Source organism: Peribacillus muralis (assembly GCF_001645685.2).
Taxonomy (GTDB): Bacteria; Bacillota; Bacilli; order Bacillales; family DSM-1321; genus Peribacillus; species Peribacillus muralis_A.
Genome location: NZ_CP017080.1, coordinates 3,756,812 through 3,769,383, shown reverse-complemented (window position 1 = coordinate 3,769,383; position 12,572 = coordinate 3,756,812). Strand labels below are relative to the sequence as shown.

The following is a 12,572-nucleotide window of genomic DNA, read 5'->3' as shown; positions in this document are numbered from 1 at the left end:
GATATGGATGAAAAAACATAACCTGAATCAAATTAGTGGGAATATATAATTGACAATGAGAATCATTTTCATTTATAGTTAAAGTATAATGAAAGTTATTCTCAATTAGGAGGGTGATATAGATGAAGGTATTCATTGGTTACGTCAGCTTATCCGGTAATACCGAGAAAATGGCTGTAAACATACGGAATCAAATGATGGCTGTCGGCTGTGAAGTATATATGGAAAGATTGGATACGGTAGAAGTGGATACGTTGAAGGAGTTTGATTTGGCCTTTATCGGTTTATATACATGGAATCAAGAAGGTTTGCCATATGAGGCAAACGAATTTTATGAAGAACTTGATCAAGCAGATCTTCATGGCATGAAGGTTGCGTTATTTGGGGCAGGTGACTTGAGCCAGCCGAAGCCTTGCGGCGCAATCAATATCCTCTCCGACAAAATGAAGCGATGTGGGGTTGCTGTTTATAGTCGAGTATTGAAAATTGACAAGGAAGCCCCTGCATACGATATGGCAAGGAAATGTGAAGACTTTGCGGATCAAGCCCTTGATTGGGGAAGCAAAAGGAAGAAATGGCGTTTTCTCATATGGAACCGGATGCAAAATAACCCCAAGTACCAAAAGACTGCCTATTTAATAAGGAGGGCGCTTGATGATTACCCCATTAAATAAAAAGAGAGAAGCGAAGAAAGAGGAACTTATCCAAGAGCTTCTTAAATTCGGGATATTCAAAAAATACAATAAACAGCTATACGAACTTCCGATCATTGTCCTGCAGAGGGAATTCAATCACTTGAGAGGTGAATTAAAGAATGTCTAGGAGAAGGAAATCTTATAAAGAACTGCTAAATGAAAACCGCGAGCATCTGTTGCATGACAAAACGGAGGTCGAGCGCATTCTTACAAAAATCGATCAAAAAGCCGTCGTTGATGATAAAAAAACAAAAAAAGTGTACTCATGAGTCCGTGTGAAAGCCGAAATCCAAAGTTGATTTCGGCTTTTTCCATGAAAGTAATGCTTCCAAAGGAAGAGGCTATTGAAGTGTTCGAATGGGAATGGACGGAAGCTGAAAAACAGAACAGGCAGCGACAGCGACATGACAGGAAATGAGAACGAAGTCGGCTGGATTAAAGGCAAACCAGATCGACAAATGGCTGTCTCACTTTTGGGTGATGAATGAGGGAAAACGCCATTTGTCGGCATTTTGATAATCGAGGTCAACGCTTGACCATCAGTCAGAAGACCCTCAGCTCTCGTGAACACTTTTTCCCATTTTATTTATCATAAGTAATTAAAACCCAATAAATGGATTTTATACGTTATAATGAATGTGCTCCATGGAAAGATAGTCTGAAATCAGCAGAATGATTATATGAATGGAGGTTTGTGTCAGTGAAGAAAACATTATTGGTCATGATCCCAGCCGTTGTCCTGATGGCGTCGCCACTTGGCACGGGGACAGCATCAATTACCCATGCGGCTTCAAAGGATGGTCAAGTGCAGAAGGTGGAAACGAAAGCGGAAACGCGTCCGACCCTCCGCAAAGGCTCCCGCTCAAGCTACGTAAGGGACCTGCAGCAAAGCCTTAAAGATGTTAAATATACTGTTGGCGTTGATGGCATTTTTGGGACCCAGACGCAAAATATCGTAAGGGAATTTCAAGTGGACCATAACTTGAGTTCGGATGGAATCGTTGGGCCGATGACATGGGCTGCCTTGGATGAAAATAAAGTGGAAAGAAAACAGTTCACGGAGAAGGCAGCGATTGCCATAGGGACAAAGAAGCTAGGGAGCAAGATCGTATTCAGCGGTGACGGCAGATTGCTTAAAGATAGCAAAGGAAAAGCCTATTACCTCTATAAAGCCGCCAACAAGGATTGGATCGATCAAGGCGGCACAGGTACGATCGGCTGGTTCCACATATATAAAGATGGCCGTGTAGTGGAACAATAAGAAGCTGCTGCCAATGATTTCATTCGCCATATAAAATAGTGACCCCCTCCATGACATCCGCCAGATGCATGGAGGGGGTTATTTTCATGCTGTTATTCATTAAAGACGCTCGTTCGATCACGGGCTTTTTTTTTGCTGTCAATATCTAACAATCTAGATTTTCGTCGTTGCATTGCGGTCGACTTCCAATTTGTGTAGTTTCATCGCTTTATAAGATGTGACCGCAGGAATCAAGCAGCATAATGCCATCGGTAAACAATAAAGAAGGTAGAAGTGCCCTCCGTTTTCCATTAGGGGAATATAAGCTAATGCAGCAAAAAGTAACGCCGAAAAAATGATGGAAAAAATCCCGAAGGACTGATGGTAAAAGGCATGAATGTCCCTTTTTCGCTCTTCTTGATTAGGTAAGGCTTTTATCGCTTTTTTCGTTCGCAGGAATAGGTAGACGGAAATCAATAGGAACAAGGCGGAAAAGGGTAAAGCTAAAGCAAATAGGGAAACGTCTAGGATGGAAAGATAAAAGCTGGATAAGAAGAACACCTCTGACACACCTAATGGGAAGCAATAATTGAAGATGCTGATTTTGTTATTCATAAAATCCCTCCTTCTATATAATAGTATGCAACTGCTTACATGTTCACGACTTTGTCACAATTAAAAGAAAAATAAATGTCCAAATTTACTAGATAAGCACCATTGACCAAGTGAACGGTATAATTCGTTCTTATTAAGATAAACTGCATAGCTCCCTTGCTTATTACGAATAGTAGTAACATATCGATCAGGAGGGATGCTTTGATGGCTGCCAAAACGGCATTGATGGCGATTTTGCTTGTTCTTTTAGGATATTTTCTTTATATAGTGGTGACGGCAGTGATCATTTTCTGCCTCCCAAAGGAAAAAGAAGCGGGTAGGATGACGAATCACATTAGTACCTATATGGGAGCAAAAGACTCCACAGTCGATCGTGTTCTGCTGCTTGAAGACGGATATGAATCGGGAATGGCCCGGATGCAAATGATTCAGGAAGCGGAGGATTCAATTGATGTTGCCTACTACTCCATCGCAAAAGGTGAAACAAGCGAACTTCTTTTAGGAGCATTGATCGAAGCTGCGGATCGCGGTGTCAAGATCAGGATCCTTCTGGACGGAGTTTCCCATGGCCTGAGGGGGGAATTGAGAAATGCCCGCTATGCATTGGCCTCACATGAGAATATTGAATTAAGGTACTACGAAGCCTTCAAGCCATTCAAGCCATGGACGTGGCACAATCGGCTTCATGACAAAATCATGACTGTAGACGGGAAATTAGCGATCATAGGAGGCCGCAATATTGCCGATAAGTATTTGGCTAGCCAGCCTCCCAAGGATTATGTTTACGACCGTGATGTCCTGATTTTCAATGAGAAACAAGAAAAAGACAGTGTCATCGTTGATATGAAGGACTATTTGAACGAATTATGGGACCATCCATACACGAGTGAGGTTTTTGCGAACCTTTCAAAGAAACAAACGAAAAAGGGTAAAAAGATGAGGGCGAGTTTATCAAGTGAATATCGCGATGCCCAGCATGCGAAGGCCGAATTCGTTCAGCCGGTCATCCATTGGAGAACGTCAACAGCCGCTACGAAAAAAGTTTCATTCGTGCATAATCCAATCGAACGCTTCTATAAATACCCTTTTGTGTGGAAATCACTAGTCGATATTGCAGCGGAGGCCAAGCGATCGGTATACATCCAGAGTCCTTATATCGTTCCTTCCGATATGTTGGAGCAGTATGTGCCAAATGGGATGGAAGATAAAGCCGAGTGGACGATACTAACCAATTCCGTGACATCGACTCCGAATGTAATCGCTTTTTCCGGTTATTTAGGGTTAAGGGATCGTATCGTGGAGACTGGTGCAAGGCTTTATGAATATTCGAAGCTGTACTCCTTGCATGGAAAGTCCGTTGTATATGATGAACGGTTAAGTGCCGTCGGTTCCTTCAATTTGGATTCACGATCAGCCTTTTTAAATACGGAATCGATGGTGATCATTGATAGTGAAGCATTCGCCTCGCAGCTAGTTGGGGCGATCGATACGAAAATTGCGGATAGTACACTTGTTGCAGACGATAAAAAATATATCGAACCACCTGAAGACAAAAAAAAGGAAGAATCCTTCTTTAAAGCAACCTTTTTGAACGCCCTTTCAAAAATAACGGTCTATTGCAACAGGTTCATTTAATGCCGTTAGATGATTTGGTATACTAAAAGCTGCCCATCCACAATATCTATCCGAAGGAGAAACAATCATGCAAACTTTACAGCACCTTTCGAAACATATCTTCTACCTGACACCGGTCCAAAAAACGGATCGGCCCATTCTTGCTGCCGTCAAGGGGAACAAGAAAACGCTCATCATCGATGCCGGTAACTCTGTGGCGCATGCACAGCTCTTTCAGGACGAATTACTTAAACATGATATAAGCGGGGATATCCTTGCTTTGACACATTCCCACTGGGACCATGTATTCGGGTTGGAGCATATCGGAATTCCGGTCATTTGTCACGAAAAAACCTATCAGCATATTAAAGGTATGCAGCCGCTCTCATGGGAGGACCAAGCTCTTGACCAGCGAGTTGAAGAAGGCACGGAGATACCCTTTTGTGCGGATGCCATCAAGCTGGAGCTTGGAAGAAATCGGGAAATTTCCATACCGCTGCCGGATATCACGTTTGAAAAAAAGCTGACGATCGATTTAGGCGATGTAACCTGTATCATCGATCACGTCGGCGGTGATCATGCAAAGGATTCCTGCATCATTTATGTTCCGGAAGAAAAAACATTATTTCTCGGAGACTGCTTTTACGCCAATCTTTATGCGGAAAAATGGAATTATACCGCTGAAGAGGCCTCACTGCTCGTCAAGAAAATTGAAGCCTATGATGCCGATACATATATACTTTCCCATCATGATCAGCCTTGCACGAAGCAGGAAATGGAGGCTGAATTAACATTAATGAAACAATGTGCCAGAGCTGTCGTCAAGCATCGTGGAAATCGAGCCAAAATCGAGCAGGACTTGGCGGAAGAGGCAAACCGGGAATTGACGGCAAATGAACGCGAAATGATCGGATTTTTTGTCAATGGCTATATTGAAGAATAAGAGCGAAGCGAAAGGCCGATGCAAATAAAAGGCGAAAAAACTGCACCCCAATCGTGATGGGTGTGCAGTTCCATTTAATTATGAGCTTTTTCCAGTGCAAGCCTAATCCCAAAACCAATCAGTACCGCCCCGGTTAAGCCCTCAAAAATCGCCTGCGTTCTCGGCTTCTTCATAAAAGCACTGATCTGGTTCAGCAAATAAATATAAAAAATGAACCACATCGCCGTTAAAACGGTATACGTTATCCCCATGATCAGAAACGGCAAAAAGGTCTCATTGCCTGGATCGACGAACTGAGGCAGGAACGTCAAGAAAAACACGGCCACTTTAGGGTTGAGCAAATTGGTAAGAAACCCTTGCTTGAAGCATGAATGGCTCTCATACCTGCTTTTGACGGAAGACTCTGTGACAGCAGCCCCTTGATTATTTTTTAGCCCCCATAACGTTTTGATGCCTAGATAGACCAGGTAAACGGCGCCCACGTATTTGAAGACGGAAAATAATAAAGCCGACTTCACGATGATTGCGGACAGCCCGAACACGGCGGCTGAAGTATGAATAAGCAGGGCGCAGCAAGTCCCCAGCATCGTCTTAAATCCACCCTTCGTCCCATCGGTAACCGTATTCCTAGTGGCAATAGCCGTATCCGGACCCGGCAAAAGGATGAGGAGAATGCACATAAGCACAAAAAAATAAAAGTTATCCATATACGGACCTCCATTCTCGTTGTTGAATTCAGAAGATTATAACATAAACAAACGCAGTTGCGGGAGGTACGAAAGGAAGAAATTCATGAATTTGGCGTTTTATTTATGAGCTTGTGCCGATTACGCCTGAATATCGCAAGTTTGCGTGTGAAATGAGTGCCTTACTCGCGAAATTGGCGCTTTACTGGCGAGTTTTGTTGGTTTACTCGCCAATTATGCTGATTTACTCGCGAGTTTCGCCGTTTAACTCGCCAATTTTGCTGTTTACTCGCCAATTATGCTGATTTACTCGCGAGATTTGCCGTTTTACTCGCCAATTTTGTTGATTTACTCGCGAGTTTCAATTGATCAAGGCAAAGTGGTCGCTTATCTTTTAATCGGGCGTTCGAGCGTTAAGATTTCATCTTCAAGGGAAGCATATTGCTGTTCGACGACATGTTTGACATCATGGACAGCGGCGTTATAGAAATGGGGGGCGAGCGATTCCTTTATGAAGTCCAATACTCGTTCTGCGGCGAACTCAGTTATTTCTTCATCTCTCTCTTGTGAAAAGAAATATTGGATGTCGGATATCATTAATTCTTGCTGTTCTTTTGTTAGCTTAATAAACATGAGGCACACTCCTTACAAATATTTTTGTAGTTCTAACTATACATGTGGAATCGACATAATCACAGGCTGGATTTTCAAAAAAGTTTATGTACAGAATCCGTCGGTGACATAGTGGTGGTAAAAAGAATGGCTCCCGTATATTCCGGGAGCCATTTTCGTTATCCCATTCAGGGAATTTTTCTCAATACAGCCCGTACCGGACTTCCATCTGCGTGGACCAATGGAAGGGGAAGAGCAGCCAATTCATAATTACCTGGGTCGATTTCGTCCAATACAAGACCTTCGAGAATGTGAATTCCATGGCCGGCAAGTTCATGATGGGCAGACAGTTCTTTGCTGTCCAAAGGATCCACCGAAGGTAAATCAAGGCCGAGAAGCCGTATGCCAATACCTGAAAGATAAGCGGCTAATTCTGGTTGGATAGGGGGGATCGTTTGCGGAAAGAGACGCCTATCCTTCCACGCATCCGTCCGAATTAACAGCCGCGTCACGCCTTTTAGGTCGTGATTGGCCAATTCATCGACTCCAATGCTCGTCTTATTTGGTAAATGGATGACGCGGGAACATCCGATATATAAATCGAGATCCAATTCAATCACCCGTTTTCCCTCGTTATCAAAATGAAACGGTGCATCAATATGCGTACCAGTATGGACACTCATATTGATTTGGCCGACATTGACAGATCCGCTTTCTTCCTTGCTGCAGCTGACTTTGTATGTGAAAGGTGTATCGCCTGGCCAAGTGGCGATATGTTCATCCAGTCGCTGTGAAATATCAATCCATGTACTCATGCATAACCTCCAGCACTTTTCTTCTTATAGCTTCGTTCGTAAGCTCCAGAGCTCTGGGAAGAAGTTTTGGTCGAGAGCCCTTTTTAAATACGTAACACCGGATGATCCGCCGGTTCCTATTTTGTTTCCAATAATTCGTTCCACCGTAGTCATATGATTAAAGCGCCATAATTGCTGCTGGTGGCCGATGTCCACTAACTTCTCTGCCAGCTCATACAAGTCCCAATATTGCTCGACATCGCGGTAAACGGTCAGCCACGCTTCTTCTACACTGGCATTCGGTTCATATTTTTGTGACCAATCGCGACTGATGGCATCGTGATCAACGGATAGTCCACGCGCGACAAGAGCGGTGATGGCCTCGTCATAGATGCTTGGCTCATGAAGGGCCTGCTGCATTTGCTTATATAGGTCCGCCTCATGCTGATAGACAGATAGTGTATGGACATTTTTGTTTCCTAACGCAAATTCAATCAGGCGGTTTTGATAGGATTGGAATCCTGAGGATTGCCCCAGTTTATCCCTGAACTCCATATATTCAGCTGGGGTCAAGGTTGCAAGGACATTCCATGACTGAATCAGCTGCTGTTGGATTCTCGAGACACGTGACAGCATTTTGAACGAAGGCTCCAAATTGTTATGGCGGATGCATTTTGTGGCAGCTTTCAATTCATGTAAAATGAGCTTCATCCATAACTCGCTCGTTTGATGGATAATGATAAAAAGCATTTCATCATGATGATCCGAGCACCTATGTTGACTCGATAATATCTGATCAAGATGGAGATAATCGCCGTAAGACATCGATTTTTGAAAATCGGTTTGGATATTCTTTTCTAGCCCAGCCCCGTTTTGTTCCTTGCCATTCATGTTTTTCATTTTGATTATCCCCTCACTTTTCATTTGCAAAGACGGTGAATCTATCCTTCTAATCTATCTTTTGTTTTGGTAATTCCTGCTCTGGATGCACGAATGAATTTCTTTTTTTGGAAACGAAATAAGCAATGGATAAAAATAACAACCAAGGAACCCCGAATTGGAGCATGATTTTGAAATCGGTAAACCAAGTCGTGATCATTAAGCAGAATAGGAGAACCGCTCCCAATATCGTTAAATAGGGAAAGCCGATCATCCTTACCGGTAGCTTACGGCCGCCTGTTTTCTCCCATTGAACCCTGAAAAATAAATGGGATACAAAGACCATCAGCCAAGTGAAAATGGCACCGAACATGGATATGCCCATCATGAATGCATAAGAGGAACCTGGAAGTAACGCGTGAACGCCTGCAGCAATGATGATTCCGGTTGTCGAGACAGCCAGTGCATTTGCCGGAACGTTCCTTTTGTTTAGTTTTCCTAGAATGCTAGGAGCATTTTCGCGCCGTGCCAACGAAAACATCATGCGGGTTGAAGCATAGAGCTGAGCATTCATGGCAGATAGAGCGGCCGTTAATATGATGAAGTTCATGATTCCGGAAGCACCGGGAATGTTCAGGATTTCCATAACCTTTACGAAGGGGCTTTCCTCGATTCCAGCTGTTTTCCACGGAACGATCATCAGCATGATTCCAATTGTCAGCACATAGAAAGTCGATAAACGAAAAACCGTCGCTTTTAATGCTTTGGGCACAGCCACATCCGGGTCTTTTGCTTCGCCTGATGTAACCGCTATCATTTCGGTCCCGATAAAGCTGAATAAAGAAATGAATACGGCCACCCACATGCCCCACCAACCAAATGGGAAAAAACCGCCTGCATTGACCAGGTTTTCCGGGCCAATGCTTGATGGTGCAGACGAGCCGATCAATACATACGACCCAAGCAGGATAAACCCGACGATGGCACTTATTTTTATGAAGGAGAACCAATACTCAAAGGAAGCGAATGTGTTCACGCTAGTGGCATTTACGTATATTAGTGCACCTGCAAACAATATAATCCAAATGATTCCTGGTACGGTCGGAAACCAAAATCTCATATACACGCTGATAGCACTCACTTCCACGCCGACAGCGAGTACATTCCCAATCCAATAGGAATAGCGAACAAGATAGCCTGCCATGGGAGACATATACTTTTCAGCTATCGCCCCAAACGATCCGGAAGTGGGATGCGCCACCGTCATTTCCGCCAAGCAGCCCATCAATAGAAGGACAATGAACGCCCCGAGTGCATAACTGAGCAAAACGCTTGGTCCGGCAGCTTGAATGGCAAGCCCGCTGCCAAGGAATAAACCCGTCCCGATGGCACAGCCCATCGCTATCATCGACAGCTGATTCGTTTTTAACGTTCGCTTCAATCCTTTTTCCGGATCATCTTTCCCATTCAATTGTATATTGTTGTTCTCCATATTTCATCCCCTTTCTTTCTGTAAAGCCCATTAAAGCTTTGGGGGAGGGCGTCCCCCAGGTTTTATTGTCATGCCACGACTTCACGTTCATTTTTATATTTTTCATATTGTTTTTCTGTCATGATTTTTTTGAGGATTTGGACGACTTCCCAAACTTCCGCGTAGGAAGTATAAAGAGCAACTGGAGCAAGGCGAATGATGTTAGGCGCTCGGAAATCCGGTATCACGCCGTTATCTTTCAACGCCTTACAAATGCGTGCAGCTTCTTTATGCTCCAGGCTGACATGGCCGCCGCGCCGGGAATCTTCTCTGGGCGTGCCTATGAAAAAACCCATGTCCTTCAGTTCATGCTCGACCAAGTCGATTAAATATTGATTGATTTTAAGAGATTTTCCCCGGATGTTATCAATGCCAGCCTCCATAAAAATTTCCAAGGAACCAATTAAAGGAGCACAGCTTAACACATTTGGTGTTCCGATTTGGTAGGCACCAGCGGAATCAGCTTGGGTTAATGTATGTTCCATATCGAATTGTTTTTCTTTGCTTGACCCGAACCATCCAGCCAATCCAGGCATCGTCCCGAAATGCTTCCGGTTTACATACAAGCCTCCAACGGCGCCAGGACCGCCATTCAAATGTTTATAATTGCACCAATAAGCGAAATCAACATCCCATTCCCCGAAAGAATGCGGGATTGCACCAATCGAATGGCATCCATCGAATCCGATCATGATTCCTCTTTTATGGGCTTCCTCGGTCAGACGTTTCATATCCAATATTTGGCCGCTTCGATACAAGACCGTCGGCAAGATGATGAGAGCGATTTCATCGGTCATGGCCTCTATGATATCATCCTCTTCAAGGAAACGGCCATCCCGACTCTTCACACGGACTAGGTGGGTTTGCGGATCGAGCCCATGAGTGTGCAGCTGGCTTTGAAGTGCATAAATATCAGTCGGAAAGGTGAGTTCATCCGCCAATATCTTTGTGCGGGTTCCTACAGGCTTATAAAAGGTGGCCACAAGCTGATGTAGATTCACCGTAGTCGAGCCGGTTACGATCACCTCATCGGAGGCAGCCCCGACCAAGTGGGCCATTTTCGCGCCCAGTTCCTCTGACAAGAAAAACCACGGTTGCTTTCCCTGTGTCCATCCATCGATCCCATGTTCCTTCCAATCCGCTAATGATTCCAAAAGAGTGCGTTCAGCCCTTTTTGAAAGCAGCCCTAAGGAGTTCCCGTCCATATAAATGGAGTCTGGCTTTAAATAAAACTCGTCCCGAAAAGCATGAAGGGTATCTTTTTCATCCAGCTGCCTCGCGTAATCCAAAGTGTATGTTGAAACCATAATGACCTCCTATATTCGAATTAGTAATAGTACTAGGAAAATCGTAGCAAAGAATATGACATCGTGTCAATAATATAATTCAGAAAATTAAGAATAAATGGGCAGGGGATGCAATTTCCTGCAAACGTTTTTTATTTTAAGGGAAATCCTTTATGCTGGATATAAGGGGGGATCGGTATGTTTGATGGCCAAGTAGGGGATAAACGTCATCTACGCTCGATGATGACAAGGCAAAAGCTATTGGAAGCTGCAAAGGAAATTTTTCTTGAAGAAGGTTATCAAGCTTCAGTTATTTCCCAAATGATCAAAAGGGCGAATATCGGATATGGAACGGCCTATGTTCATTTTAAAGGAAAAGAGGATCTATTGATTGTTTTAATGGAGAATGTGATGGAGCAATTCTATGAAATTGCGGAGACCTCTTTCTTTCCGAAATCGAAGGATGAAGCGAGACAAATCATAAATAACCAAGCCAAGGCTTTTTTAATAATGGCAGAGGCTGAACGCAATATGCTCCAAGTCTTCGAGCAGGCTATTGGCATGTCGGCCGTCATTTCAGAAAAATGGAAAGCGATCCGGCTGAAATTCACCCAGCGCATTTCAAAGGATATCGACTATGCACAGCAAAAAGGACTGGCAAGAACCGAATTGAACCATGAGCTTGTGGCAAAAGGCTGGTTCTTCACAAATGAAATGTATCTTTGGGAAATCGTCCGGAACGAGCATCAAAGCTCTGTCGAAGAAATCGCTCAAACCATCACATCCGTTTACGTCGAAGGCCTATATGTATAACTGATATCGCTAAAAATCTTCCAGTTCAATATAATTGGGAGATTTTTTTCGTTTTTATCCCTAAAGCAGCTGAAATAACGAGTCAGGCACCTAATTGGCGAGTAAAGTGGTCGAATTGGCGAGTAAAAGGGCAAAATTGGCGAGTAAACGTGCAAAATTGGCGAGTAAAGTGCTCAAATTGGCGAGTAAACGTTCCAATTTGCGAGTAAAGCATCAAAATTAGGAGAATCCTACCCCAAATTCGCGAGTAAAGCTCCAAAATTAGGAGAAACACGCCCAAATTTACGAGTGAAACCCTCATAATCAAGAGAAAATTCCAATTGGCGAGTAATCCGCCCAATCTCCATGGAAAGCAGCTGAAATAACCGGGTCGTGCACCTAATTCAGGCCCTTCCAAGGGAGGGACTTATATCCACTACGCCTTAGGTCTTATTCGAAAATATAGCTAAGGCTCATTATACGAGCTTGGAAAAGTAGATAAGATATAAACAAGGAAAGGAGGACGAAAACAATGAAGAAATTTGGTTTGTTTACTGTAGGTTTGATTGCATTGTTCATTTTGCTGGCGAATGTGGGTCCGTTGATCAGTTTGGCGATTTGCTTGACGATTCTATATTTTGGGTTCAAGCAGTTCATGAAGTCCGAATCGACAGGAGCCAAGGTTGCGTGGGGGTCAGTTTCCATAATCGTGCTGATCGTTTCCATTTCCCATATCCCTGCGATATTAGGATTGGTGGCAGCTTATGTACTTTACCTCGTTTATAAAAAATGGAATGACCATGATGAACAAGCATCAACTGAAAATGATCCATTCTCCAATTTCGAGAGAGAGTGGAAAGATTTGAATAAGAACTAATAGAAGGG

General features: G+C 43.6%; 17 protein-coding genes. 10 read left to right on the top strand and 7 right to left on the bottom strand.

Features of this window, described 5'->3' with window-relative positions; translation table 11 throughout:
* Positions 1 to 122 precede the first annotated feature (122 nt).
* The 5 genes from ABE28_RS18310 (at position 123) to ABE28_RS18305 (ending at position 1,956) form a co-directional block, all read left to right on the top strand.
* Entirely contained in the window at positions 123 to 674 is a 552-nt protein-coding gene (locus ABE28_RS18310; RefSeq protein ID WP_064465670.1) for a flavodoxin domain-containing protein, read from the top strand.
* Complete coding sequence (locus tag ABE28_RS24645; RefSeq protein WP_083232137.1) at positions 655 to 822, top strand: Fur-regulated basic protein FbpA; 168 nt, start codon at positions 655 to 657, stop codon at positions 820 to 822. Before ABE28_RS18310 ends, ABE28_RS24645 begins: the two co-directional genes overlap by 20 nt.
* A complete protein-coding gene (locus ABE28_RS25215; RefSeq protein ID WP_156775828.1) occupies positions 815 to 964 on the top strand; it encodes an FbpB family small basic protein in 150 nt (49 codons plus the stop codon). Before ABE28_RS24645 ends, ABE28_RS25215 begins: the two co-directional genes overlap by 8 nt.
* A gap of 75 nt (positions 965 to 1,039) precedes the next feature.
* Entirely contained in the window at positions 1,040 to 1,183 is a 144-nt protein-coding gene (locus ABE28_RS25210; RefSeq protein ID WP_156775827.1) for a hypothetical protein, read from the top strand.
* Positions 1,184 to 1,395: 212 nt separating this feature from the next.
* A complete protein-coding gene (locus ABE28_RS18305) occupies positions 1,396 to 1,956 on the top strand; it encodes a peptidoglycan-binding domain-containing protein (RefSeq protein ID WP_257390626.1) in 561 nt (186 codons plus the stop codon).
* A gap of 153 nt (positions 1,957 to 2,109) precedes the next feature.
* Here the strand turns inward: ABE28_RS18305 and ABE28_RS18300 are convergent, their stop codons facing one another.
* Positions 2,110 to 2,550 carry a hypothetical protein gene (locus ABE28_RS18300; RefSeq protein ID WP_064465671.1) on the bottom strand — a complete coding sequence of 147 codons (441 nt, stop codon included), beginning with the start codon at positions 2,548 to 2,550 and terminating at the stop codon, positions 2,110 to 2,112.
* A gap of 204 nt (positions 2,551 to 2,754) precedes the next feature.
* Here ABE28_RS18300 and ABE28_RS18295 point away from each other — a divergent pair, with 204 nt between their 5' ends.
* Positions 2,755 to 4,185 (top strand): phospholipase D-like domain-containing protein, encoded by a 1,431-nt coding sequence (locus tag ABE28_RS18295; RefSeq protein WP_083232136.1) that lies wholly within the window; start codon positions 2,755 to 2,757, stop codon positions 4,183 to 4,185.
* Positions 4,186 to 4,252: 67 nt separating this feature from the next.
* Positions 4,253 to 5,107, top strand: a complete 855-nt coding sequence (locus ABE28_RS18290; RefSeq protein ID WP_064465672.1) for an MBL fold metallo-hydrolase — start codon at positions 4,253 to 4,255, stop codon at positions 5,105 to 5,107.
* Positions 5,108 to 5,181: 74 nt separating this feature from the next.
* Here the strand turns inward: ABE28_RS18290 and ABE28_RS18285 are convergent, their stop codons facing one another.
* The 6 genes from ABE28_RS18285 to kynU all read right to left on the bottom strand — a co-directional run bounded on the left by ABE28_RS18285 (position 5,182) and on the right by kynU (position 10,916).
* Complete coding sequence (locus ABE28_RS18285) at positions 5,182 to 5,814, bottom strand: LysE family translocator (protein WP_064465673.1); 633 nt, start codon at positions 5,812 to 5,814, stop codon at positions 5,182 to 5,184.
* Positions 5,815 to 6,180: 366 nt separating this feature from the next.
* Entirely contained in the window at positions 6,181 to 6,426 is a 246-nt protein-coding gene (locus tag ABE28_RS18280; protein ID WP_064465674.1) for a DUF2164 domain-containing protein, read from the bottom strand.
* A gap of 167 nt (positions 6,427 to 6,593) precedes the next feature.
* Positions 6,594 to 7,220: an arylformamidase gene (kynB, locus tag ABE28_RS18275; protein WP_064465675.1), complete on the bottom strand. Its 627-nt coding sequence runs from the start codon at positions 7,218 to 7,220 to the stop codon at positions 6,594 to 6,596.
* A gap of 24 nt (positions 7,221 to 7,244) precedes the next feature.
* Positions 7,245 to 8,090, bottom strand: a complete 846-nt coding sequence (gene kynA, locus ABE28_RS18270) for a tryptophan 2,3-dioxygenase (RefSeq protein WP_373921354.1) — start codon at positions 8,088 to 8,090, stop codon at positions 7,245 to 7,247.
* Positions 8,091 to 8,148: 58 nt separating this feature from the next.
* Positions 8,149 to 9,570, bottom strand: a complete 1,422-nt coding sequence (locus ABE28_RS18265) for an amino acid permease (RefSeq protein ID WP_064465677.1) — start codon at positions 9,568 to 9,570, stop codon at positions 8,149 to 8,151.
* Positions 9,571 to 9,638: 68 nt separating this feature from the next.
* Positions 9,639 to 10,916 carry a kynureninase gene (gene kynU / locus ABE28_RS18260; RefSeq protein WP_180319967.1) on the bottom strand — a complete coding sequence of 426 codons (1,278 nt, stop codon included), beginning with the start codon at positions 10,914 to 10,916 and terminating at the stop codon, positions 9,639 to 9,641.
* A gap of 177 nt (positions 10,917 to 11,093) precedes the next feature.
* Between kynU and ABE28_RS18255 the strand changes: the two genes are divergently transcribed.
* The 3 genes from ABE28_RS18255 (at position 11,094) to ABE28_RS18250 (ending at position 12,564) form a co-directional block, all read left to right on the top strand.
* Complete coding sequence (locus tag ABE28_RS18255) at positions 11,094 to 11,708, top strand: TetR/AcrR family transcriptional regulator (protein WP_064465679.1); 615 nt, start codon at positions 11,094 to 11,096, stop codon at positions 11,706 to 11,708.
* A 94-nt stretch (positions 11,709 to 11,802) separates the two neighbouring features.
* The gene (locus ABE28_RS25830) at positions 11,803 to 11,931 is read left to right on the top strand and encodes a hypothetical protein (RefSeq protein WP_257390625.1); all 129 of its coding nucleotides are present in this window, start codon (positions 11,803 to 11,805) and stop codon (positions 11,929 to 11,931) included.
* 288 nt (positions 11,932 to 12,219) lie between these two features.
* Complete coding sequence (locus tag ABE28_RS18250; RefSeq protein WP_064465680.1) at positions 12,220 to 12,564, top strand: lmo0954 family membrane protein; 345 nt, start codon at positions 12,220 to 12,222, stop codon at positions 12,562 to 12,564.
* The last annotated feature ends 8 nt before the right edge of the window (positions 12,565 to 12,572 follow it).